General features: G+C 44.7%; 26 protein-coding genes, 1 pseudogene and 1 riboswitch. Of the genes and pseudogenes, 15 read left to right on the forward strand and 12 right to left on the reverse strand.

Annotated elements, in window-relative coordinates; genetic code table 11:
• The first annotated feature begins 111 nt into the window (after nt 1-111).
• Nucleotides 112-855 carry a hypothetical protein gene (locus ACFQPF_RS16670; protein WP_379751046.1) on the forward strand — a complete coding sequence of 248 codons (744 nt, stop codon included), beginning with the start codon at nt 112-114 and terminating at the stop codon, nt 853-855.
• On the opposite strand, the gene ACFQPF_RS16675 is transcribed toward ACFQPF_RS16670, so the two are convergent.
• On the reverse strand, nt 837-1,442 hold the full coding sequence (locus tag ACFQPF_RS16675; RefSeq protein ID WP_379751048.1) for a DNA-3-methyladenine glycosylase: 606 nt from the start codon (nt 1,440-1,442) through the stop codon (nt 837-839). The genes ACFQPF_RS16670 and ACFQPF_RS16675 overlap by 19 nt on opposite strands.
• Nucleotides 1,443-1,603: 161 nt before the next feature.
• On the opposite strand from ACFQPF_RS16675, the gene ACFQPF_RS16680 reads away from it, so the two are divergent.
• The 3 genes from ACFQPF_RS16680 (at nt 1,604) to abbA (ending at nt 2,434) form a co-directional block, all read left to right on the forward strand.
• Nucleotides 1,604-1,765: a hypothetical protein gene (locus ACFQPF_RS16680; RefSeq protein WP_379751050.1), complete on the forward strand. Its 162-nt coding sequence runs from the start codon at nt 1,604-1,606 to the stop codon at nt 1,763-1,765.
• 142 nt (nt 1,766-1,907) lie between these two features.
• On the forward strand, nt 1,908-2,093 hold the full coding sequence (locus ACFQPF_RS16685) for a Fur-regulated basic protein FbpA (protein ID WP_379751052.1): 186 nt from the start codon (nt 1,908-1,910) through the stop codon (nt 2,091-2,093).
• A 152-nt stretch (nt 2,094-2,245) separates the two neighbouring features.
• Nucleotides 2,246-2,434 carry an antirepressor AbbA gene (gene abbA / locus ACFQPF_RS16690; protein WP_379751054.1) on the forward strand — a complete coding sequence of 63 codons (189 nt, stop codon included), beginning with the start codon at nt 2,246-2,248 and terminating at the stop codon, nt 2,432-2,434.
• 59 nt (nt 2,435-2,493) lie between these two features.
• Here abbA and ACFQPF_RS16695 read toward each other — a convergent pair whose 3' ends face one another.
• Nucleotides 2,494-2,706 (reverse strand): hypothetical protein, encoded by a 213-nt coding sequence (locus ACFQPF_RS16695; RefSeq protein WP_379751056.1) that lies wholly within the window; start codon nt 2,704-2,706, stop codon nt 2,494-2,496.
• A 206-nt stretch (nt 2,707-2,912) separates the two neighbouring features.
• On the opposite strand from ACFQPF_RS16695, the gene ACFQPF_RS16700 reads away from it, so the two are divergent.
• From ACFQPF_RS16700 to ytkD, 3 genes are all read left to right on the forward strand, one after another.
• Nucleotides 2,913-3,182, forward strand: a complete 270-nt coding sequence (locus ACFQPF_RS16700) for a holin (protein WP_379751058.1) — start codon at nt 2,913-2,915, stop codon at nt 3,180-3,182.
• Between the two features lie 94 nt (nt 3,183-3,276).
• A complete protein-coding gene (locus ACFQPF_RS16705; RefSeq protein ID WP_379751060.1) occupies nt 3,277-3,795 on the forward strand; it encodes a hypothetical protein in 519 nt (172 codons plus the stop codon).
• 121 nt (nt 3,796-3,916) lie between these two features.
• A complete protein-coding gene (ytkD, locus tag ACFQPF_RS16710; protein ID WP_379751298.1) occupies nt 3,917-4,390 on the forward strand; it encodes an RNA deprotection pyrophosphohydrolase in 474 nt (157 codons plus the stop codon).
• Between the two features lie 19 nt (nt 4,391-4,409).
• Here the strand turns inward: ytkD and ACFQPF_RS16715 are convergent, their stop codons facing one another.
• Genes ACFQPF_RS16715 through ACFQPF_RS16725 form a run of 3 tightly spaced genes read right to left on the reverse strand, consistent with a single transcriptional unit; the run spans nt 4,410 to nt 7,000 of the window.
• Nucleotides 4,410-5,204, reverse strand: a complete 795-nt coding sequence (locus ACFQPF_RS16715) for an ABC transporter permease (protein ID WP_379751300.1) — start codon at nt 5,202-5,204, stop codon at nt 4,410-4,412.
• On the reverse strand, nt 5,191-5,970 hold the full coding sequence (locus ACFQPF_RS16720) for an ABC transporter ATP-binding protein (RefSeq protein WP_379751062.1): 780 nt from the start codon (nt 5,968-5,970) through the stop codon (nt 5,191-5,193). The genes ACFQPF_RS16715 and ACFQPF_RS16720 overlap by 14 nt, the downstream gene beginning before the upstream one ends.
• Before the next feature lie 22 nt (nt 5,971-5,992).
• On the reverse strand, nt 5,993-7,000 hold the full coding sequence (locus ACFQPF_RS16725; protein WP_379751064.1) for an ABC transporter substrate-binding protein: 1,008 nt from the start codon (nt 6,998-7,000) through the stop codon (nt 5,993-5,995).
• Between the two features lie 102 nt (nt 7,001-7,102).
• Between ACFQPF_RS16725 and ACFQPF_RS16730 the strand changes: the two genes are divergently transcribed.
• Nucleotides 7,103-7,891 (forward strand): alpha/beta hydrolase family protein, encoded by a 789-nt coding sequence (locus ACFQPF_RS16730; RefSeq protein ID WP_379751066.1) that lies wholly within the window; start codon nt 7,103-7,105, stop codon nt 7,889-7,891.
• Between the two features lie 38 nt (nt 7,892-7,929).
• On the opposite strand, the gene ACFQPF_RS16735 is transcribed toward ACFQPF_RS16730, so the two are convergent.
• Nucleotides 7,930-8,547, reverse strand: coding sequence for a TetR/AcrR family transcriptional regulator (locus ACFQPF_RS16735; RefSeq protein WP_379751068.1), 618 nt, complete (start codon nt 8,545-8,547; stop codon nt 7,930-7,932).
• A complete protein-coding gene (locus ACFQPF_RS16740) occupies nt 8,501-9,775 on the reverse strand; it encodes an MFS transporter (protein WP_379751070.1) in 1,275 nt (424 codons plus the stop codon). Before ACFQPF_RS16740 ends, ACFQPF_RS16735 begins: the two co-directional genes overlap by 47 nt.
• A 149-nt stretch (nt 9,776-9,924) precedes the next feature.
• On the opposite strand from ACFQPF_RS16740, the pseudogene ACFQPF_RS16745 reads away from it, so the two are divergent.
• A pseudogene (locus tag ACFQPF_RS16745) lies at nt 9,925-10,790 on the forward strand (pentapeptide repeat-containing protein).
• 59 nt (nt 10,791-10,849) lie between these two features.
• Here ACFQPF_RS16745 and pckA read toward each other — a convergent pair.
• Nucleotides 10,850-12,436, reverse strand: coding sequence for a phosphoenolpyruvate carboxykinase (ATP) (gene pckA / locus ACFQPF_RS16750; protein ID WP_379751072.1), 1,587 nt, complete (start codon nt 12,434-12,436; stop codon nt 10,850-10,852).
• 273 nt (nt 12,437-12,709) lie between these two features.
• Nucleotides 12,710-12,821, forward strand: a riboswitch (SAM riboswitch).
• Between the two features lie 151 nt (nt 12,822-12,972).
• Here pckA and metK point away from each other — a divergent pair.
• Complete coding sequence (gene metK / locus ACFQPF_RS16755) at nt 12,973-14,178, forward strand: methionine adenosyltransferase (RefSeq protein ID WP_379751074.1); 1,206 nt, start codon at nt 12,973-12,975, stop codon at nt 14,176-14,178.
• 330 nt (nt 14,179-14,508) lie between these two features.
• Here the strand turns inward: metK and ACFQPF_RS16760 are convergent, their stop codons facing one another.
• Genes ACFQPF_RS16760 through ACFQPF_RS16770 form a run of 3 tightly spaced genes read right to left on the reverse strand, consistent with a single transcriptional unit; the run spans nt 14,509 to nt 17,545 of the window.
• Complete coding sequence (locus ACFQPF_RS16760; RefSeq protein WP_379751076.1) at nt 14,509-15,819, reverse strand: UDP-glucose dehydrogenase family protein; 1,311 nt, start codon at nt 15,817-15,819, stop codon at nt 14,509-14,511.
• Nucleotides 15,820-15,833: 14 nt separating this feature from the next.
• Nucleotides 15,834-16,976, reverse strand: coding sequence for a glycosyltransferase family 4 protein (locus ACFQPF_RS16765; RefSeq protein WP_379751078.1), 1,143 nt, complete (start codon nt 16,974-16,976; stop codon nt 15,834-15,836).
• A gap of 17 nt (nt 16,977-16,993) precedes the next feature.
• Nucleotides 16,994-17,545 (reverse strand): phosphatase PAP2 family protein, encoded by a 552-nt coding sequence (locus ACFQPF_RS16770; protein WP_379751080.1) that lies wholly within the window; start codon nt 17,543-17,545, stop codon nt 16,994-16,996.
• A gap of 159 nt (nt 17,546-17,704) precedes the next feature.
• On the opposite strand from ACFQPF_RS16770, the gene ACFQPF_RS16775 reads away from it, so the two are divergent.
• A complete protein-coding gene (locus ACFQPF_RS16775) occupies nt 17,705-18,088 on the forward strand; it encodes a VOC family protein (protein WP_379751082.1) in 384 nt (127 codons plus the stop codon).
• On the opposite strand, the gene ACFQPF_RS16780 is transcribed toward ACFQPF_RS16775, so the two are convergent.
• Nucleotides 18,066-18,587, reverse strand: a complete 522-nt coding sequence (locus tag ACFQPF_RS16780; protein WP_379751084.1) for a gamma carbonic anhydrase — start codon at nt 18,585-18,587, stop codon at nt 18,066-18,068. The genes ACFQPF_RS16775 and ACFQPF_RS16780 overlap by 23 nt on opposite strands.
• Before the next feature lie 81 nt (nt 18,588-18,668).
• Between ACFQPF_RS16780 and ACFQPF_RS16785 the strand changes: the two genes are divergently transcribed.
• The 4 genes from ACFQPF_RS16785 (at nt 18,669) to ACFQPF_RS16800 (ending at nt 23,477) form a co-directional block, all read left to right on the forward strand.
• On the forward strand, nt 18,669-19,451 hold the full coding sequence (locus tag ACFQPF_RS16785; RefSeq protein ID WP_379751086.1) for an alpha/beta hydrolase: 783 nt from the start codon (nt 18,669-18,671) through the stop codon (nt 19,449-19,451).
• 55 nt (nt 19,452-19,506) lie between these two features.
• Nucleotides 19,507-20,571: a tetraprenyl-beta-curcumene synthase family protein gene (locus tag ACFQPF_RS16790; RefSeq protein ID WP_379751302.1), complete on the forward strand. Its 1,065-nt coding sequence runs from the start codon at nt 19,507-19,509 to the stop codon at nt 20,569-20,571.
• Between the two features lie 247 nt (nt 20,572-20,818).
• Entirely contained in the window at nt 20,819-21,793 is a 975-nt protein-coding gene (locus ACFQPF_RS16795) for a BMP family lipoprotein (RefSeq protein ID WP_379751088.1), read from the forward strand.
• A 16-nt stretch (nt 21,794-21,809) separates the two neighbouring features.
• Nucleotides 21,810-23,477 (forward strand): methyl-accepting chemotaxis protein, encoded by a 1,668-nt coding sequence (locus ACFQPF_RS16800; protein WP_379751090.1) that lies wholly within the window; start codon nt 21,810-21,812, stop codon nt 23,475-23,477.
• Nucleotides 23,478-23,515: the final 38 nt, after the last annotated feature.

Genomic DNA, 23,515 nt, shown 5'->3' on the forward strand with positions numbered 1-23,515 from the left:
AATGACAACTATTTTGCTTGTGTAAAAGAACAGGTTAATAAAAATGTTGATACATTAAGATGAGCTAACAGTAAAAATCTGAGTAAATTTATCCCATAAAGGTAGCTGTTCATGGTAGTATTAATGAAGAATATTACAGGGGTTGATTTCTTGGATCGTTTGACTGAACTTCTCGAAATTACATTAAAGCTTCTTTCTGTTAAAGCATTGGACGTGCTCTATCCCATATATAAATTGGGGGAACATCTATCAGGATATTTTGCCTTTCGTTTTGCAGCAGCCATCCTCGTTTTCTTCCTTCTATTGCGCATTGCTGAAAGAGCGGTAGAATTCTATTCGCTTCATAATTTTGTACATAAGAAAATGCTCGTCCCTTCTTCCAATACAGCGGAATATAAACTGTTCCTTTCACACGTATGGGATCTTGAAACGTCAAAAGGAATCATAGATAATGCAAAAGCGGCAAAAAGCCGTTTGCTTCGTTTTAATCAAGAAGAACTGAACGATGTTCTTCTGTATTTAAAAGCTCGCAGAAGAACACTCAGCTCTTCCTTTCTATCTACGATAAGTGCTGCCTTTCTATCAGGTGTACTTTTAACTTATGCAACCGAATGGGCGCATAATGGCTCTTTAAATGCAGAATTTTTTCTGAAAACAGCTCTTTATACAGCTGTTTGGTATTTGATATTCGAATACAGGCAAAAAAACAAACAGCACCAGGTAATCGCCATGATCTATTCTGTAAATGAAACGTTAAAGTCTATACAAGAGAGCCGTCCCCACTCTGTTTCTTATGATGACATACAAGGAGCGAATACTTATTCGAGCCGCAGCAGTCAGCTTTTTGAGACATAAGGACTGCCTCTCAGCCAGAATCTCCATGGGTATTCGGCTGCCTCACCTGCATAATGAACATTTATCCTCGGCCCTGCCTCAATCATGCTGGCGGGGATTTTTTTATTTTCTTTTAAAAACACGGGGCCTTTATTCATTTTGGAGCCGTATAATTCCAAGCCAAGTCCCATTGCCTGGCAAAGCTTGCCGGGACCGCTTGTTAAATGCATAATCTTTCTTGCTTGAGCAGGTGAACGTTTCCAACTGGAATATCTTCGTTTCTCCATCAACGCTATGCCAGACACTGGTTCGAGTGCTCTGATCAGCACCGCCTCGGGCTTCCCAGGCGGTCCAGAGACAATGTTGAAGCAAACATGCATGCCGTAAATAAAGTACATATAAATGGATCCAGGCTGGTCAAACATCACCTCGGTGCGTTTTGTCCGCCTTCCTCCATATGAGTGAGCAGCACGGTCTTCTGGACCCATATAGGCTTCGGTTTCAACGATGATGCCAGAAGTAATCCCCTCTTTGCTTTCATGGACAAGCTCCATGCCGATAAGTGATTGGGCAAGTTGTAAAGTTGGCTGTGAAAAAAATGAATTCAAGAATCCCCCTCCTTTCGGAATAATTTGGTTAAAATGACACACATTAAACACGAGCTCCTGTATTATTGTTACCTTTTGTCGCAAGTTAGCAAACAAGAAAAAAAGGGAAGCATATTGTACAGGAAGAATTAGTATTTCATATCATTTGAGGAGGGGTTTAGATGGACGGCTGGGTAAACGCATCAGGCATATATGATAATCTGTCAAAAAGGCGTTATGAATATTGGCATGTCAGTCAGCAAGGAATCAAGACAATGGTTTCATGGCTTTGCTGGAACGCTCCGTCATCTGTATATGAACAATGGAAAAAATCTGTCTCGTGAATGTTGTTCGTCTGGCCCTGTCCTCTTGTGGCGGGGCCTTTTTCATGGTGACAATACATCATGTGGACGAATCATCAACATTCAGGTATGCCGTGTTCGTATAGTGTTCATACTGAAGAAAAAAACACGGAGTGAACTGCACATGGAATTTGAAAAAGGCGCACTCAGAAAAGCGGTTGAAGGACGTAAGGCTTTTCTCATACAACAGCTTCTGCATAAAGGGATGATGGGGATGGAAGATCATCGCCACCTGCAGGACTGGACGTTGTCTGAACTTGAGAATGAATGGAGAAAAAACAACAGCGTGGATGAGGATCTGTTAGGATGAAGGACTCATTTTCTAAGCAAGTAGTGATAAAGTATGGTTGTTTCGTCAACAACTGACAAACACCACTTTTTAAAAGTTACCAGAATTTTCGTAAAGAACTTCTGAAGCTTGCCTTGTATAATGAAGGAAGAAAGCTTAGAGGGGTGAAAGCAATGGAAAGCTTGCGGTTAACAGAACAGGAAAAAGAGTGGCTCGTGGAAGCAGTGGTCAATCAAAGGTACGCGTTAGAGATCGTGGATGCAGAACTGACAGACCTTGAGAACGGAAACACCTCTATGGACGAAGAGAAGGCGAAGAACTTGTATAAACTGTACAAAAAGCTACATAACAGCCGTCTTTAAAAACGATAAACCCCGTATCCAAAGGATAGCGGGGATTTTTTTAAAATTAACGTTATTCTTTAAGAATCGAGCAAGCCTTTGCGCCTTGCTTCCATTCGCCATTCTGCTTCTTTAACAATTCTCCTTGGAAGCTTTCCTTTGTTTCTCAGAAAGGACCAGTAGGTTAAGTATTCGTTTGGTCTTTTAGGTGGTGCCACTTTTCTGGCGTATTCCCACCAAGAGACTTTATTGGACTCCAGCTGTATAAGATATAAATCATCTTTTTCGCCCATGTTATTCACTCCAGTCTTCCATTCTTTTTCCATAGTATGTTCCAATGCAAAAGGAATAACACTATTTCCAACAAATATAGTGTATGCGTCGAAATTCGTCGTGTGAGGGCTAAAAGTCTTTGCATGAAAGAGAAGGAAACCTATTTTCAAAGGGGAATACATACTAAAACATTACTTTTCATTTTATTGGAATAGGAGGTCAGGCTATGAAGGACGTTCTGCTGTTTGCATCGTTTCTTGCTCCGTTCGTAACGGGTTTGGTGGAGCTCGCTAAGCGAACGATTACGATCCGTAAGAAATATATACCCTTATTCAGCTTTTTTACAGGTATTTCAGCAGGTTTGCTTGGTTTTCCTTTTGCTAATATGGGAGCGGAAATGAGAATATGGTCTGGTGCAATTGCAGGACTTGCTGCAACAGGTCTTTACGAAGTTGGAAAAGCAGGCAGAAAGAGCGGAAAGTCTCCTGGATTTTAAGAAATGATCTGTTTTTTCTTGAAAAAAGGGTTTAGAACTTGTGGGACAAGGAATACATTATAGTAATAAAACGATGATAAGGCGGTGGACTTCATTGAAAAAGCTAGTTGCGATTTTGGCTATTATCGCTTTTCTGTTCGTTATGTCACCTAACATTATTCATGACTCGTCCAATGTATCACATACACTCGGAATCCAAGAAAAAACAGCGATAGCAGAAGATACTCCCCAAAGGGCTGAACTTAATCCTGAGGCGATAACGGCTGAATTTATGAACAGGCTGAAGCAGGAAACGGATGAAAACTATAAGGTGCTGAAATATAATCGCAAATCTGAACTCGTGAATGAACTGAGCGAAATCTCTAGCAAGAAAGTAGCTGAGTATTATGTGAACGGATTGTATCAGGAAAAAGGCGGCAGTCTGTATGTTATACCGACTGAACTTCCACCATGGTTTGAACAAGGCAAGGAATTTGAAATGTCCAAGATCAATGAAGATTCCTACCACATGTCACAGAAAGTAAACAATGACCTGTATGGTTCCTATGAAATTACCGCTGGGGCAGAGCGAATAAATAACCAATGGAAGATCACTTTCTTAAATGTGCATTAAGGTGTGTGTTTTGCTCTGAATCGAGCCATACTATTGGTAACAGACGCTATCTTAAATTGGACTTTATGACGTAGCTTAATTAAAATAGAGGAAATGATTCAGATGGAGCAGGAAAATGGAGATTATCACTTTCAAAGATTATTATGACAACCAAGTACAGCTGTCGTTCACCGATCATCCTTTTTCACGAGACCCTAGGCATGTATGGGTGCTGTGCCGTTTTAAGGATCAGTGGCTTCTGACTGAACACCCAAGACGCGGAATTGAGTTTCCGGGCGGAAAAGTTGAGCCTGGTGAGACAGCGGATGACGCTGCGGTGAGAGAAGTGTTTGAGGAAACAGGAGGACACGTAGCACAACTGCGTTACATTGGGCAATATCATGTTGACGGCAAAGGCGGAATCATCGTCAAAAATATTTATTTTGCTATCGTAGACAAACTGCTGATCAAGCAGCGTTATTATGAAACAAATGGACCTGTATTGTTTGAAGCGCTTCCGGATGCTTTGCAGACGGACAAGAAGTTCAGCTTTATGATGAAAGACCAGGTCCTCCTCGAAAGTTTACACTATTTAAAAGAGAAAGAACTGGTCTGACTGCTGTTGCATGGTTTAATTAGCGGCTTCGGATCAGTTTTTTTTCAATTTGCTCGACTAACTGGTACATGATCGTGGCCAAAAAGGCGATCACGACTAGACTGAGCAGCACCAAGGTGAAGTTGAATACTTGAAAGCCATAGATGATCATGTATCCTAGCCCTTGTTTGGAAACGAGAAACTCACCCACGATGACACCTACCCACGAAAGCCCCACGTTAACCTTTAAAGTGGAAACGATCGTAGGAAAGCATGCAGGAAGAACAACCTCCAAAAACGCCTGTTTTTTTGATCCGCCAAACGATTGAATGACTTTTAAATAATTTTGGTCGACGTTCCGGAATGCTGTGAATACAACAATGGTTGTAATAATCACAGAGATGAGGATTCCCATCGCGATAATGGAGCTCATATTCGGTCCGAGTGCGACAATCAAAATGGGGCCAAGGGCGACCTTAGGCATGGCATTTAATATAACAAGATACGGATCCATGACCTTTGAGACGAATGGCGACCACCAGAACAGGGCGGCTAGGAGGGTTCCGAACAGTGTCCCGAGTATAAATCCAAGAACCGTTTCGAACAGTGTGATGCCTGTATTCACGAAGAGTGATCCGTCCGCTGACTTCGTAAGAAAGAGGTTGAAAATACGAGTGGGGGAGCTAAAGAGGAGCGGATCAATGGCTCCCGTCCTAGACGAAAGCTCCCATAGACTGAAAAATCCGATGAAAATCGCCAGCTGGACAATCCGGATGACACGGGTTTCTTTTTTTGCCTGTTTTAAAAACTCGGCATGTGCACTACTCATGGTCATTTTGTTCAATTTGTTCCAGCTCCTCCCAAATTTGCTGAAATAGAAGAGGGAAGTCCGCATGCTGCCTCGCGTCAAAAGGAGTAAGCCTTCGTAATGAGGCAGGTACATGAAACGTTCGGAACAGCCTTCCAGGGTTTGTTGAGAGAAGGACGATCGTATCACTCATCGCTATGGCTTCACCGATGTCATGTGTGACGAGCACAGCTGTTTTCTGATGCTTCTTTAGCGTATCAGATACTAAGTCTTCAAGTTTTAACTTTGTCTGGTAATCAAGAGCGGAGAACGGCTCATCAAGCAAAAGGAGCTGAGGCTTTGTGGCGAGCGTTCTTACAAGGGCAATTCTTTGCCGCATGCCGCCCGAAAGCTGAGACGGATATAAGCTGCGAGTATGGGAAAGTCCCGTTTGTTTTAAAAGCTCAAACACATCACTTTTTTTATCGAGTGTTAATTCCTTTTTCAGTTTTAAGCCGAGCAGAATGTTTTCCTCAATCGTCCTCCATGGAAACAAATAATCCTGCTGCAGCATGTAGCCGATTTTAGGGTGAGGCCCTGTTACTTTTTCTCCTTTTAATAGCACGCTTCCGCTTGTTGGCTGCAGCAGCCCAGCGATGATGGAGAGCAATGTGGATTTGCCGCATCCGCTCGGGCCGAGAAGGGAGACGAACTCGCCCTCTTTCACCAACAGCGAGATGTCTTCAAGTGCAGGAGTGGCCGAATGCTTCGTGAAATAGATCTGCCCGGCCGATTTGATTTGCAGGAAGGCCACGTTGTTACCTCCTTACTTTTGTCTATTTGACAGCTTTTTCCGCAAGCTTCGTATCTACGAGAACATCATGCTTTACTTGTTTAGGAAGTTCGCCCGCCTCATCCATGATGTCCTGTAGGTTATTCCATTCCTCTTCGTCCAAAATCGGATTCAGCGCATAGCTGTGCTGGCTCTTATACCGGTCTACTACGGTTTCGATCAGCTCAACCGGGGTATCCTCAAAATAGGGCGCGATCACTTTAGCCGTTTCTTCTGCAGAATGGTTCTCGACCCAAAGCTGGGCTTTATAAATCGCTCTCGTAAACTTTTCCATCGTTTCTTTGTTTTCATTTAAATAGCTTTCCTTGCTCATAAATGTGGTATAAGGAATTTTACCTGATTCCGCACCAAATGATGCGACCACATAGCCGATGCCTTTCTGTTCAAAGAGAGATGCTGTGGGTTCAAACAGCTGGACGTAATCACCCGTGCCAGATGCAAACGCGTTCGCGATATTGGCAAAATCAATGTTCTGGATCATCGTTAAATCAGTTGCCGGATCAATGCCATGCTTCTTTAAGCCGAACTCTCCAGCCATCTGCGGCATTCCTCCTTTGCGCTGGCCGAGGAATGTCGAGCCTTTCAGCTGGTCCCAAGAGAAGAATTCCGGCTTCTTTCTTGCTACAAGAAAGGTGCCGTCTGTTTGTGTAAGCTGAGCGAAGTTGATGACGGGATCCTTCGTGCCTTGGGCGTATACATAAATCGAAGTTTCCGATCCGACAAGTGCGACGTCCGCTCCACCGGAAAGAAGAGCCGTCATCGTTTTATCTCCACCCCAAGTCGTGGTAAGCTCAACATCAAGGCCTTCTTCTTTAAAAAAGCCTTTTTCAATCGCTACATATTGGGGAGCATAAAAGATAGACCGTGTTACCTCAGCCACGCGCACTTTCTTGAGCGAATCACTGTCATTGTTGCAGCCGAGCAGCAAGGATGAGAACATCGCGGCGATGCTGAGGAACACGAACCATTTTTTCAACCTATTCCGCTTCATACAGATCCTCCTCGTACATAAAGGTAAGCTGATAACAGCCTTATGCGATACATTATGTAACAAGATTGAAATGTGTGTTTGCCTACTTCTAAGGAGGGTTCCATGAAAAACGGCACGATAATCGAGAAGCAGCGTTTTCCCTCGCCCAATCCTCGTATAAGGTTGTACAGAGTGACCTACATGAGCAGCGGACTGAAGGTGAAAGGCTTACTCGCATTGCCGAACGGCAGCGGCCCATTTCCCGGACTGATCTATTTAAGAGGCGGCATTAAGAAAGTCGGGATGGTGCGCATTCCTCGAATCGTCCAGTTTGCTTCTCAAGGATTTGCTGTTATGGCGCCTTATTACCGTGGAAATGAAGGTGGCGAGGGAAACGAGGATTTTGCTGGTGATGACCGTGAAGATGCGTTTTCAGCTTTAGAGCTGCTGAAGCAATTGCCGAACGTCGATTCAGAGGACATGCATGTGTTCGGCTTTTCGAGAGGCGGACCGATGGCGCTGTTCACAGCGATAAAATACCCCGAAATAAAATCTGCCGTAACGTGGGGCGGGGTGACCGATATGGCGTTAACGTATGAAGAAAGAGAAGACATGAGGCGGATGATGAAGCGGGTCATCGGCGGGACGCCAGAAAAATTTCAGGAAAGGTATAGATGGAGATCCCCAGTCTATGATTGTGAGAAGTTGAACGTTCCATTGCTTATGATTCATGGGATGCGGGACGACAATGTATCTGTCGAGCATACACTCACACTGAAGAGGTGCTTGACTGAACTCGACAAACCTCACGAAGCATGGATATACCCGCAGTTTCACCATGCGTTCCCGCCGCTTGAGAACCGGAAAATCACACGTGCGCTATGTGAGTGGATGAAGAGTCATAATAAATAAAGGAGCTCCGTTTTTAATGGGCTCCTTAGTTATTTTTATTAAGCTTCCTTTACACCTAACATCGTCTTTAAGTGAGAGAGAAACAACGTAATCTGTTCATTAATGGAGAGCTCTTGTGCTTTCAGGAAGATTCTTTCGATACTTAATCCATCTAAAAAGGTAATGTGATAACTGGCGATGTGCTCAAGAGGCACTTTAGGAGAGAACTCACCGCGGCTGACTCCTTCGTTAAACAGGTCTGTGTAGAGAGTCATCGCCCATTTCATCCTTTTTTTCATAAATTCTTGCTTGTGAGGCAAATGACGATCTGCCAGATTAAATTCTATTTGAGCTGCTCCAAAGCTGTAATCGCCTTCTTGTATATCGTTGAACTCTTCTGCCATCTCCTTCAATTCTTCCCATATTGGCTTGGAACTTTCGATGATGTCGTTAATCTCTTTTTTTGAACGTTCTTGTGACAGTTCCAGAACAGCCAGAAATAGCTCCTCTTTATTTGAAAAATATTGATAGACGCCGCCTCTGCTCATACCTGTCGCCTCAATTACGTCCTGCATGACAAAAGCGTTATATCCTTTCACAGTAAAAATCTCTTTTGCCGCGTCTAAAATGCTAAGTCGTCGTTGTTCCTTGTGCTCTTCGGATACTTTCGGTGCCATGTTCTTCATCCTTTTCCAAATGCCGTCTTAATATTAATGCTACCATACCAATGAAGACGAGGCCAAAACCTGAAGTCAAAAAGAGTGGAAGAACACCTGTCATGTTGCCGATGATGCCGCTTGCGAGCGGACCAATGATCGCTGCAAACATCGTCACGCTTCCAACCGTGCCAAACACACGGCCGCTCATCTCTACAGGTGTTTTTTGCTGAACGCCTGTCTGAAACGGGATAAACATGAAGCCTGCTCCGAATGTTGTGGCAAACACAACCGCCGATGCCCAGAAATAAGGGGAAGGTGCCTGCAGGTAGGTCAGGTATCCGACAAGACCAAACCCCGCGCCCAAGACGATGATGCCCGCAGCCATGGCGGCCGCTGGCTTTTTTATTTCAAGCTTGCTTAAAAGAAGCCCGGAAACAAGAAAGCCTGCTCCTGAGGAAGTCATCACTGCGCCAAGAAGACTGGGCGACACTTCTTTTAATTCGCGAAAAAGCGTGACAAACTGAGAATCGGCAAGTTGGATCACGAACATCGCGACAAACGTTAAAAACAGCCCGTAAAAGATGAAGGGAACACCTTTTATAAACGTCAGGCTCTCTGACAGCTCGCTCCAGAATGCCGTCTTCACTTTATCTTTATCAATCTGCTTCCTGCTATGTTTTCGTACAGGAAGCTTCATAAGCAGCAGTGCTGACAGCAAGAAAGTTGCGGCATCGATCATGTAAATCACATCAGTGCCTATGAACGTCATGAGCGCGCCGCCTGCAGCAGGACCTACGATCTTTGTTCCGTTCTCAATGATTGAGCTGATTGAGTTAGCTTGCTGCATATGTTCATCAGGTACGATTTCCTTCAGCTTCCCGTTTTTAGCGGGATTAAAAAGCGCCGAGAAAACACCGAGTAAGAACATCAGAATATAAACATGCCAAACTTCTGAAGCGGAAATGAATAATAACATGACGAAAACCCTGGCAAGATCTGATCCGATCATCAGCACTTTCCGTTCTGTGCGGTCTGCTAATACTCCCGCAACCGGTCCGAGAACGGTCATCGGGACAGCGAGTGACAACAGAATAAGAGACATCTCGAGCGGTGTAGCGTTCCATTTAAGCCCGGCCATTGTGAAAATTGCCATGATGGACAGCCAGTCTCCAAGATTGGAAATGAGCTGTGCAGAAATTAAATAACGGTAAGGCGCAAGTGACAATAACGGCTTGGTGCTGCTCATACATGTTCCCTCCTTCAGTAAAATAAAATCGACATCAATGTCATTATTATAAATGACATTGATGTCGTTAACAACCTTTTATTGGTAAATTAACGAAAAAATGAAATTCTTTGATATCCTTAACTTAAAATGGAAAAAGAGGTATTTCTATGGTGACTACTCTGGATACTAATCGAGATTTTTCATTAGCGGATGATTTAAGACCGGACTGTGAAAACTGTTTTGGCCTTTGCTGTGTGGCACTGCCCTTTGCGGCGTCTGCTGATTTTCCCGTTAATAAGAATGGAGGTGAGCCTTGCCGCAATCTTCTTGGTGATAACAGCTGTTCGATTCACAGCCATCTTAGAACGAGCGGCTACAAAGGCTGTTCGGTCTTTGACTGTTTTGGTGCCGGACAGAAGGTATCGCAGCAGACGTTTTCGGGACACGACTGGCGCCTTAACAAGGAAACGGCACAGCTTATGTTCCGTGTGCTGCCTGTCATGCACCAGCTTCACGAGATGCTCTGGTATTTGGCAGAATCGCTGACGAGACCTGAAGCTTCGTCGCTATACAAAGAGCTCGAGAGCCACTATCAAACTATAGAACGAATGACGATGCTCAGTGCGGAAGAATTGCTGCAGCAGGATGTCCATTTACTCCGGATAAATGTCAATGAAGGGCTTCTAAAGACGAGCGAAAAGGTAAGGTCTCCTTATCGGATAAAAAGCAGTCAAGTCGGGAAAAGAAAGCACAAGGTGGGCAGGCATGCTGATTTGATGGGTGCCAATCTTAAGCACGCCAATTTAAAGGCACGGATCTACGGGGGGCATACTTCATTGCCGCTAATCTAAGAAACGCAGATCTGAGGTTCTGTGACTTGATTGAGGCAGATTTGCGTGATGCTGACATTAGAGGAGCAGACTTGACAGGAAGCCTATTTCTTACCCAAGCGCAGGTTAATGCAGCAAAAGGAGACGCATCTACGAAACTTCCAGAGCAGCTGAAGCATCCTGCACATTGGAATAAGAAATAGATGCTTTTGTAAAATGATTAAAACAAGCTGCCGGAAACTCCGGCAGCTTGTTTTGGCTCTTATGCGATTGGTCCTGCATTTTTGATGGCTTGTGATACGTTTGAAAACTTTTCAAAATTGGCTTTGAATTTTGCGGCGAGCTCTTTTGCTTTCTTTTCATATTCTGCTTGGTCCGCCCATGTCTTGGAAGGCTGAAGCACTTGGTCAGGAACACCAGGGCAGTGGACCGGAATGTGAAGGCCGAAAATTGGATCCACCACTGTTTCGACCGTTTGAAGCTCACCAATCAGCGCCGCCTGCACCATCGCGCGTGTATAAGCCAAGTTCATCCGGCTGCCGACGCCATACTCTCCGCCGCTCCAGCCTGTGTTCACTAAGTATACGTTCACTTCATGCTGATCGATCTTATTCCCGAGCATCTCGGCATAAACCGTTGCTTCCATCGGCAAGAACGGAGCTCCGAAACATGTGGAGAACGTCGCCTGAGGAGACGTGACGCCTCGCTCTGTTCCAGCAAGCTTGCTCGTGTATCCAGAAAGGAAATGATACATGGCCTGCTCTTTTGTCAGTTTGCTGATTGGGGGAAGAACACCAAACGCGTCTGCTGTTAAAAAGATAATCGTGTTGGGATGGCCGGCTACTCCAGGAATCATGACATTAGGAATCGCGTCAACAGGGTAAGCCGCCCGTGTATTTTCTGTCAGTGAAGAGTCGTCGTAATCGCTCAAGCGTGTATCGCTGTCCACAACCACGTTTTCTAAAACACTGCCATATCGGATGGCGTTCCAGATTTGCGGCTCTTTTTCTTTGGACAAGTTGATACATTTTGCATAGCATCCGCCTTCGATGTTAAACACGCCAGTATTCGCCCAGCCGTGCTCATCGTCACCGATCAGACGGCGGTTAGGATCTGCTGAGAGTGTTGTTTTACCTGTCCCTGAAAGGCCGAAGAAAAGGGCAACATCGCCTTCAGTCCCGACGTTTGCTGAACAGTGCATAGAAAGGATGCCTTCTTCCGGAAGAAGGTAGTTCATGACAGAAAACACGGATTTTTTTATTTCTCCGGCATATTCTGTACCGCCAATTAGGATAATCCGCTTCTCAAATGATATAATGATGAAAGTTTCAGAGTTTGTGCCATCTTCAGCTGGATTTGCAAAGAATCCAGGAGCCGAAATGACCGTAAAGCCCGGATCGATGGCTTTTGCTTCTTCCAAGTTGTTCGGTCTTACGAACATCTGGTGCGCGAATAAGTTATGCCATGCGTACTCGTTAATTACCTGGATAGGAAGGCGGTAAGCATGGTCTGCACCAGCGTAGCCTCTGAAAAGGAAGAGCTCTTCCTTATTTCCAAGATAAGCGAGCACCTTTTTGTAAAGGCTTTCAAATTTTTCGGAAGAAAAAGGTTTGTTCGTTTTTCCCCAATCGATCTTTGCTTTGCTGGATGTTTCTTCCACAATGAATTTATCTTCTGGAGAACGGCCTGTATATTTCCCGGTAGTCGCACGAAGCGCTCCTGTGGAAGTTAATAATCCTTCTTTACGGAGCAAAGCTTTTTCTACAAGAACAGGTACTGGCAGGTTCATATGTGTTTGCGGGCTGTTTACCAATTCATTCAAAGAATTCGTGGATTCTACAGTATTCATATAAGGCGATACCATCCTTTATCCTAAGTTTTTATCTTAATTAGTATAACACATTGATTTAAATAATGTATACTATTTTATCGTTTTTATCGTAAAAAGTTCTTAAAATAGGCAAGTTATTATTAAAAGGTTCTGTTAATTGAAAGAAACACCTAAAAGGAAAGACCGCTCTGTTTTGAAGAGCCTGCTATAGAAAGGAACGCGACTGAATTTACCAGATCGCAGCTGTTGACACTAGTGGTCAACTGCGCTATTATAATCTCCGAACGGCTACTCTTATTCCGAGTAGGTGGAGGGACAGGCCCTATGAAACCCAGCAACCTGCACTCAGAACTTCTGAGTGAGAAGGTGCTAACCTGCAAGGTGAATACCTTGAGAATAAGAGGTGAAGGCATGGAATGGAATCCTTTTCCCTCGCTTCTTAAACAGGGAAAGGTTTTTTTTATGCCCTAAATCAGTCAGCGGAATATATATGTTAGTTATATAGAGGAATAAAGTACCGTATCTATCTTTTTCAATTTAAGGGAGGACCTCAAGTGTCTAAAAAAGTAAGCCGCCGTTTATTCACATCCGAGTCTGTTACAGAAGGACATCCGGATAAAATTTGTGACCAGATCTCAGATGCTATTCTTGATGAGATTTTAACTCATGATCCTAATGCGCGTGTTGCGTGTGAAACGTCTGTAACAACAGGACTTGTTCTTGTTGCAGGTGAAATTACAACGTCTACGTATGTTGATATTCCTAAAGTTGTCCGTGAAACGGTGAAAGAAATCGGTTACGACCGTGCGAAATACGGATTTGACTCTGAAACATGTGCTGTTCTGACTTCTATCGACGAGCAGTCTGCTGACATCGCGATGGGTGTTGACCAGGCACTTGAAGCGCGTGAAGGTTCCATGACGGATGAGGAAATCGAAGCGATCGGAGCAGGCGACCAAGGTCTCATGTTCGGATATGCTTGCAACGAAACACCTGAGCTTATGCCGCTTCCGATCTCACTTGCTCACAAGCTTTCACGCCGTTTGACAGAAGTGCGCAAGAGCGAAGAGATTCCATACCTTCGTCCTGATGGGAAAACGCAGGTAACGGTTGAATACGATGAGAACGACAAGCCAGTGCGCATCGACACGATCGTTATCTCTACACAGCACCACCCTGAAAACACACTTGAAGAAATTCAAGCGGATGTTAAAGAAAAAGTAATCAAGCCAGTGGTTCCAGCTGAATTGATCGACGAGAACACAAAATACTTCATCAACCCAACTGGCCGCTTCGTAATCGGCGGACCTCAAGGTGATGCAGGCTTGACTGGCCGCAAGATCATCGTTGACACTTACGGCGGATACGCTCGCCATGGCGGCGGTGCATTCTCTGGTAAGGATGCAACAAAGGTTGACCGTTCTGCGGCATACGCGGCACGTTATGTTGCGAAGAACATCGTCGCATCAGGCCTTGCTGACAAAGTTGAAGTTCAGCTAGCTTACGCGATCGGCGTGGCTCAGCCAGTATCTATCGCTGTTAACACATTTGAAACAGGCAAAGTGGATGAAGAAGTTTTGGTTGAGCTTGTACGCAACAACTTTGACCTTCGTCCTGCAGGCATCATCAAGATGCTAGACCTTCGCCGCCCGATCTACAAGCAGACAGCTGCCTACGGCCACTTCGGACGTACAGACATCGAGCTTCCTTGGGAGCAGACAGACAAAGCAGCAGCGCTTAAAGAACAAGCGAACGCTTAATACTCATATGAAAAAGCCACGCGATTTTTTAAATCACGTGGCTTTTTTTATAGTCATGATGCTTTAAAATTGGCGCGCAAGCTGTTAAAAGCGGCGCGTATGTTTACGATCGGAATAAAAACACACGCGGTAAATTTTAAGATATTTCAAATCAGAAAAATGGCGCAAAAGCCGTCGGGAGGGGAGGTGTGACCTGTTTAATTCCTTCCAAAAAATTCACTCGGCGTGAATGCAAGGTGAACTGGCTCTCATCCTTCTTGTTAGAATTCTAAGAAGTGGTGGATCTCCGTTACAGGCACAACCCTGGAGCGGAGATCCACCCATTGGCTTTCACACACTTTTAGCAGTCAGTGAGTCATGCAAGGGTCTTCCGATTGAGGCATAATACATAGATACTTCTTTGCTGAGCATTTCAATTTCTTCGATCCTAAACATATTGCGTCCGTCTATAATGATTTTTCTTTTAAGTGTATTTAACATGTCAGGCTGCAGAAGCTGTCTGAATTCCGGCCAATCTGTCATGATGACGGCTGCGTCGGATTGCTTTAAACTTTCTTTCAAACTCGCTCCTTTTGCCGCACGATGAACAGGATTATGCCGGACGAGCGGGTCGTAAAGAATCACTTTAGCCCCTTCATTCAGAAGGTGTTCAGCGACAGAGACCGCAGGAGAACAGCGCACATCATCAGTCATCGGCTTAAAAGAAAGCCCTAGAATAGCTATTCGTTTATCTGTTAATTCTTTCAATGCTGCTTTTATTTTGCTAACAACGGCTGCTGGCTGATTTTCGTTAAGGGCAAGGGTGTTTTCAATGAGCGGCAGTTCCGTTCCATGCTTTCTCCCGATGTGAAGCATGGCATTCAGATCTTTAGGAAAGCACGAGCCGCCGAAGCCTGCGCCTGCTTTTAAGAAGTCTTTTCCGATACGGCTGTCCGATCCGATGGCAGCCTGAATGTCATCGATGGATGCACCTGCCCGGTCAGCAAGAGAGGCGATCATGTTACTGTAGGAGATTTTCATGGCAAGGAACGAGTTGGCTGCATATTTGGCCAGTTCTGCACTTTCTCGGCTCATCAGCAGTTTTGGGCAATCCCACTTTTCATAAAGAGAAAGCACTTCTTCACCCGATAGTGGCTTATCTGATCCGACGATGATCCGGTCTGGATATAGAAAGTCATGGACCGCACTTCCTTGACGCAGAAATTCAGGATTGCTGATGAAGGTCAGCTTACAGTTTTTGTTCAGTGATCGGGAGAGCTCTTCCATTCTTCGAGCTGTGCCTGGAGGGACGGTGCTCTTAATAATAATGTACTTGTCTGCTTCTGTATAATGACAAATCGCTTCTACCGCGCTCTGTAAATAGCTTAAATCCGCTTCGCCATCTGCTCCTTGAGGTGTTCCGACGCATAGGAAAATATATCGGCATGTTTCTACGAGCTCTTTCACACAATTGGTGAAAGAGATGGTATGTCCAGTAAGGAGTTTTTCAAGGCCGGGTTCAAAGATCGGCAAGCCTCCAGCATTTAATGTGGCAATTTTTTCTTTTGAGGTGTCGTGGACCATGATGTCCAATCCTCTTGATGCAAAACAAGCAGCCGTCACGAGCCCAACATAACCTGCACCAATTATCCCTGCTTTCATACGCTTCACCCTCCTTATGCGGTATAGCTTTTTCGTTTCTCAAAAAGGACTTCTTCGTATTGTATCAGCAGTCCGCCTAAAATGGTAGACCACGACTGAGACAGAGCATACTTGCGGGCGTTTGTGCTCATTTTTTCCAGAAAGGCTTTGTGTGCACATACTGTTTGGATGGATTCAACAAAAGACTGGGCGTTGCGGCTCTCGCAGATCATACCGGTTTCACCATGAGTGACAATTCCTGTTACCCCGCCTTTATCTGCAACAAGTGCAGGTGTTCCAGAAGCCATTGCCTCAAGGACAACATTACCGAACGTTTCGGTGGAGGACGGAAAAACAAACAAGTCAGAAGACGCGTATGTACTAGCGAGCTCTTCCCCTGATAAATAACCGGTGAAGGTTGCTTTAGAGCTTCGAAGGCGCTGTTTCATCTCCTTGAAGCAAGGACCGTCGCCGACGATGATCCAGTGAACCTCTTCTTGCAGGGGAGGAGGAAGCGAAGTGATGATTTCTGTTAATGTATCCAGGTCCTTTTCTGGAGCGAGCCTGCCAGCGAACATGAAGAGATACTTCTCCTCAATGTCGTATTTTTCTCTTATGCTTGCGTTGTGTTTAGAGGGGGAGTATTGTGTGCAATCCACTCCGCGGGACCAAATATGAATATTTGAAAAACCGTGTGAAGAAAGGGCTGATTGGGTTTCAGCCGAAGGGACGAAGATTCGTTGAAATGGCTCATGAAACCATCTCATGTACTTCCAAAGCAGGGGAGAGAAAAAATCTAAACGGTAATAGGCCAAGTACTTATCAAAGTGGGTATGATAAGAAGCGACCATTGGAGTGCCGGATTTCTTGCCATAATGCAGACCGCACCATCCAGTGTTGAACGGTGTAGCCACATGAAGTAGATCGGGCTGAAATGAATGAAGAGCTTTTTCAAGAGCTGACTTGTTGGGAACGGCGATACGGCATTCCGGGTAGAGAAAAAAGGGCATGCTCGGCAATGCGCATGTCTGCATCGAATGGCCGTCCTGGGAAAGTACAGGAGAAATAAGCATAACGTCAACGTGCTGTGACTGCAGAAAGGAAGTTAGTCTTGAAAGGGTTTTTGCGACACCATTAACTTGCGGTTCGTACGTGTCTGTAAATAAAGCCAGCTTCATTCGTTCAGCCTCCTGTTTTATAAAAAGTATGGAACAGCATACACTTTCATTAAAAACAGTGAAAAGAAACCTGAGCTTGTGCCTAACACGAAGCCTGCGAGGACATCAGTCGGGTAATGCAGGCCGAGGTACATGCGAGATAAACCAACAGAGACAGCAAGCGGAAGCAAGAAAATACATGTTATGGGAAATAGCAGAGCCAGCGGTGTAACGACGGAGAAAACAGCCGTCGTATGTCCGGACGGAAACGAGTGGTCCTTTAGCGGATTTTCTGTTGTGCGTGTGCCAGGCAATGCGAGATAAGGACGTTTGCGCGGATAGCATTTTTTGGCGACAGCGACAGGAAGATGGCTTACCAGCAAAGAAAACATGCATGCATACGCTGCTGGCTTTTGATCATGAGGCATAAAGAGAGCGAGAAGGATCACGGATAGGATGGAAAATGTAGCCCCACCTGCATGGGTGATGCGTCGGAAATAAGCATCAAACATCCTGTGCTGCATCCTGTCATTGATCAGTCTGAAGAATACACATTCTTTTTCATAGATCCAGCCCATCATCTTGATCATTGAAAGACCCCCTGTTCATGACGTTATGTTCATGATACGAAGTTTGTGTTATGGCAGTTTTAAGGAATTGTATGACTTTTATGAAGGTCAGCTTTCTCATACAAGAACGCATTGTGATAGAATGATATACACTAAAAGTTAGCCGCAGGGGGAATAGATATGTACGAAGGCATTCACCATGTGTCTCTGCTTGTCCGGGATTTGACGGCAGCGAAAGTCTTTTATGAGGATGTACTGGGGTTCAACGTGTCATCAGAGCGGCCGGAATTTAACTTTCCTGGCGAATGGTATAGGATCGGAAGTACTCAGCTTCATTTAATCGTGCATGAAACAGGATCAGCACGCAGGAATTCCACAGCCATTGACAGCCGTGACGGCCATTTTGCTGTCAGGGTGAAGAATATGTCCGAGCTTATCCTCAGGCTTGAAAAAGGAGGGGCTGTGTATAAAGACACCCCCCGCAATAAAACACCCTGGCATCAAGTGTTCGTCAGTGATCCGGACGGCAACTTGATTGAATTTAACGCTCCGGCTTCTGGATAGACTTATAATATTGGCCTTTTTCTTCATATTCGCGGCGTATCCTCGCCATATCCGCTCTGTCAGCATCGGTCAGGGTTCGTATGACTTTAGCCGGTCTGCCGAAAGCTAGGGTATCCGGCGGAATCACTTTACCAGGAGGAACGAGGCTTCCTGCGCCGATGAATGCCCCTTCCCCCACTTCAGCTCCGTCAAGTATAAGAGAGCCCATGCCGATCAACGCGTTCTTTTTTACCGTGCAGCTGTGCAGGATAACTGAATGGCCTACCGTAACGCCATCTTCTAGGATAAGCGGCCGGTTCGGGCTTTGGTGGAGGACAGAGTTATCTTGGACGTTGACTCTGGCACCGATGATGGTAGGTGACACGTCACCGCGTATTACTGTGTTGAACCAGATGGAGCTGTTATCTCCAATCGTAACATCTCCTGTGATTGTCGCATAATCGGCGATGAATGCGCTGCTTGAAATGACAGGTTTTTTATCATGATAAGGATAAATCATACAGGCACTTCCTATCGTTAAAAGGATTAAGTACGTTAAAAGTGTAGCAAACGGTTAGAGGTAAGAGAAGGGGGTTATAACATGTGGACTTGGAAATCAAGCAAAGAACATAGTAAAGGAACGGTTGTGCTCGTTCACGGAGCGGGAGAATATCACAGGCGATATGAATGGGTGATCAGAAGGCTGAATGAATCAGGCTACCATTGTGTGATGGGAGACCTACCCGGCCAAGGTACGACGACAAGAAGACGCGGTCATATTAACTCTTTTAATGATTATATCCAAGAAATTGAAGGATGGGTTCACACGGCTGCAGGATTTGGCCTTCCTGTCTTCCTTTTCGGTCACAGCATGGGAGGGCTTGCCGTCATCCGTTCTTTGATGGAAAAAGAAATGCCCGTCACAGCGGTTGTTCTATCGTCTCCTTGTCTTGGGCTCGTGAACCCGCCATCTAAAGGCAAAGAAGCACTTTCCCTTGTGCTGAATAAAATTGCGCCTTCTGTTAAATTTTCGACGAATCTTCCGCCAGGCAGCGGGACAAGAAACGAAGAGATGCGCATGCGTGATGAAGGCGATATGCTGCTTGTCAAGAAAGTATCTGTCCGGTGGTACCGTGAATTGACTTTAGCGATGAAAGCAGCGATGGAAGGATACAAGAGATTTCCTGACGTGCCGCTCCTTGTCCTGCAGGCGGGCAACGATTTGATCGTCGATAAAGATTCGGTTAGACAGTGGTTCAGTGCGATAGATCTTGGCGAAAGAAGCTTCAAAGAGTTTCCAGATCTTTATCATGAGGTGCTGAACGAGCCCGAGCGTGAGCATGTGTACACGTATTTAGAGAAGTTCCTGCATTTGCATAGTTAACGGAACAAGGGGGAAGGTAAAGAAGTAAACAACAAGCAGAGGAGCATGCTGCATGATTTCTGTCCCGACCCACCCGATTGCGTTAATGTATACCGTGTATAAACGGATCTTTCCTGCCGTTCATTCTTGTTTGAACGAATGGCAGAGAAAAGCGGAATGTATACCCGATCCAGAGCTGCGCAGGCAGGCGCTCGCAAGTATCTGTTCCAAAACCTTTCATTGCGAAGGAGGAGCCATACTGGCTCTTCCTGCCGGCAGGTTTCAAGATCAAGCGATTCAATTTATTGTCGCCTATCAGACAATCAGCGATTATTTGGACAACCTTTGCGACCGCAGCACATCACTCGATGACAAAGACTTCTCTGCTCTTCATGAATCCATGGAGGATGCCCTCACACCAGGGGCGCCTGCACGAAATTATTACCGTTTTCGAGATGAGCAGGAGGATGGCGGGTATTTGCACAAGCTTGTGTCATGCTGCCAAGGTGTCCTGCAGAATCTTTGCGGTTATGAGAAAATAGCCGGCAGCTTGCTTGAACTCGCTTCCATTTATTGCGATTTGCAAATACATAAGCACGTGATCAAACAAGAACGGGAAACGCGCCTGAAAAAATGGTTTGATGCACATAAAGCCGGATTGCCTCAGATGAGCTGGTATGAGTTTTCCGCCTGTGCCGGTTCGACGCTCGGTATCTTCTCTCTAGTGAGCTATGCTTTTTGTGAAGGCTTTACAGAAAAACACGCTTCCCAGATCAAGACTGGCTATTTTCCTTGGGTGCAAGGGCTGCATATCCTTTTGGATTATTTTATTGATCAGGATGAGGACAGGATAGAAGGAGATTTGAACTTTTGCTCCTACTATAGCTCTAAAGAAGAGATGCTTGAAAGGCTAACTTACTTTATCACACAGGCAGATAAAAGCCTTGCTGTTCTCCCTCATTCACGATTCCACCGGCTCATCCACCGCGGTCTGCTCGGAATCTATCTGTCTGACCAAAAGGTAAAGGAGTGCCCAGCTGTCAAAAAGGCCGCGTCCAAGCTAGTGCGGCTAGGAGGGACGGTTTCCTTATTTTTTTACATGAACCGCCGCATATATCAGAAATTGAAGCCTTCTTATTAAATGTCGTGCTTCATCAATAGAGGTTAATAAAAAAGAGGAGTTCCCATTCAAATGGAACCCCTCTTTTTTGTTATTGGGTAAGGCTTTTGGTCATAGGGGAATTTGTGAAAAACATAAGGTCTGATTTTTCTAAATTGTGTTATTTTAATAATCTGTCCGATCTCACTTCATTTTATTTTCCACCACACGATAGTAATAAGAGTCTATGTTATTCAATAGATTATTCTTTCATCTAGGAGGAACATAAATGAAGAAACTATTTACCGCGTTCATCTTTATTTTAGTTATGTCCGCCATTGCGGGCTGTTCAGGAGAAACAGAAAAAGGAAAGAAACCAATGAAGGTAGGCATCATGCTGTCTGACGTTGGTTTAGGTGACCAGTCATTCAGTGATGCTGGCTTTGCTGGACTTGAGAAAGCGAGGGACGAACTGGGCATCTTATTTGATTATAAAGAGCTTAGCGAAACAAAATCCTATGAAAATGGTTTAAGGCAGCTGGCTAAGGAAGGAAACGATATCGTAATAGGACTTGGCTTCATGGTCCAGGAACCGATGGAAAAAGTGGCTAAGGAATTTCCGAAACAGAAATTTCTTCTGATCGATTCTCAATCAAAGCTGGAGAATGTATACACGATTAATTTTAAAGAAGAACAAGGAAGCTACTTGGTTGGGTACCTTGCTGCTATGAAGTCCAGTACGGATACGATCGGTTTTATCGGCGGAATGGACGTTCCATTGATTCGGAAATTTGCTGCCGGATTCTTGGAAGGGGCTAAAGCTGCCGATCCAAATACCAAGGTTATCATTCAGTATGCGGGTGACTTTGGAAAGCCGGAAATAGGTGCTAAACTCGCAGCAGACATGATTGATCAAGGTGCAGATTATCTTTATCCAGCGGCAGGACTGACAGGTCTAGGTGTATTAAACACAGCTCAGGAAAAGCAAGTGTACTCATTCGGGGTTGACTCTGATCAATACTTTCTCGCTGAAAAATCTGTTGTTTCTTCTATGGTGAAAAAAATCGACCACTCCATATACAGCAGTATTCAAGACTTGCAGAAAGGCAAGCTTACGAAACGAGCTGAACTGGGCTTAAAGGAAAATGGAGTCGGCATGGCTGATATTCGTATCATCTCACTGTCAGAAGAAGAAAAATCTAAGCTAGAAGAAATGAAAAAAAGCATCGAATCAGGAAAAATAAACGTTCCGACCGATTACTAGTAAAGGAAGTATGACCATGAACCTCAGAAAAAAACTGTTGTTAAATGCACTTATTCCACTCGTATTGGCTGTTTTAATGATTGGTTTTATCATCGTGCAAATGATGAAAGTCCAGTCAGCCAGCGAAAATGACGTAAGCAATTTATTAAAAATCGAGAGCCTGAATTCAGATATCACGTATACTCAGCAAGCATTAGGAATTTACTCTTTTTTACCTTCAGAGGCGAACGGTGAAGTGGTAAAGGGAGGCTTAAAGCAGACGAGCGGCAAATTGTCTATGCTGCAGAAAAGTTTGTCAGGAAAATCATATCAGAAAAAACTTACGGTCATTTCCAAGAAATTCAATTCATTGGAAAATGCGAGTAAGAAAGCTTTGGCTGAAAAAAATACAAATGAAGCAAAGGTACAGTCATTGCGGACAAAAGGTATGCTAAATGATATGTATCTATTAAGAAAAGAAGCCAACCAGCAGCATGAGCAGAAAACAGCGCATATTAAAGAGCAGATTTCTTTTGTTATTTATGCAGCGCTGATCGGCAGCCTTTCTCTGCTATTGGTTACAGGAATCATCACTCGAAGATATACGGCAAGAATTACAGTTCCAATTAAAAAGCTGGCGGAAAACGCCAGCCGAATTGCCAAGGGTGACCTGACGGTTAAGATCGCTTCTATTGAACAGAAGGACGAGGTTGGCCAGTTAAACGAAGCGTTTATTGAAATGGCAGGCAATCTAAAGCATGTGATCCGAACCTTGGCCATGAGCTCTGAGCAAGTAGCATCAAGCTCTCAGCAGCTCTCGGCGAGTGCGGACCAGACAATTGCAGCAAGTCAGGAAATGAGCAAGTCTATGAAAGAAATGGCTGCCGGATCGGATAATCAAATGCAAATGTCTATAGAAAGTGCACAAGCTGTAGAGGAAACATCAATCGGCATTGCACGTATTGCGGAAAGCTCGGCATCTCTCTCGGAAATGACTTCTGATACTGTTGCGAAGGCAGAAGAAGGTGCTGTGTTTGTTGAAAAAACAGCAAACCAAATGGACGAGATAAAACAATCGGTTGATGTGACAGATGAACGCATTCGCATTTTAAATAATTTATCTAAAGAAATCGATGATATTGTAAATATCATTTCTGATATTGCAGGCCAGACGAATCTGCTTGCATTAAACGCAGCAATTGAAGCTGCGCGAGCGGGAGAATCGGGTAAAGGGTTTGCAGTCGTAGCCGACGAAGTCAGAAAGCTCGCTGATGAAACAAATCAGTCGGCCCAGAAAATTGGTGCCATTGTAAAAGAGGTTCAAGACGGAACCGAACGATCTGTGACGGCAATGAACGAAGTACGCCAAAACGTGATTAGCGGAATGGAAATCACCGACCGTTCAAAAGCAAAGTTTACAGATATAGTAGACTCCATGGACAGAATGGCAGCTCAGATAGAAGAAATTTCAGCCACAAGCCAAGAAATTTCTGCAGGCTCAGAAGAAGTGGCTGCATCTGTACAGGATATGGCAGACGTTGCACGGAATTCATCAGAATATACGTTGAAAACAGCGGTCTCTGCCGAAGAACAGGTCGCTTCTATGCAAGAAATCCAACAATCGGTCAGCCAGCTTTCCAACATGGCAATCGATTTGGAGACTATCATCAGCTCATTTAAGATGAATGAGAAGGATAATAAATAGCTGTTTTCGTAAATATTGTTGCTTAATTCGAGAAGTTC

The organism is Fictibacillus iocasae, assembly GCF_042665465.1.
Taxonomy (GTDB): Bacteria; Bacillota; Bacilli; order Bacillales; family Fictibacillaceae; genus Fictibacillus; species Fictibacillus iocasae.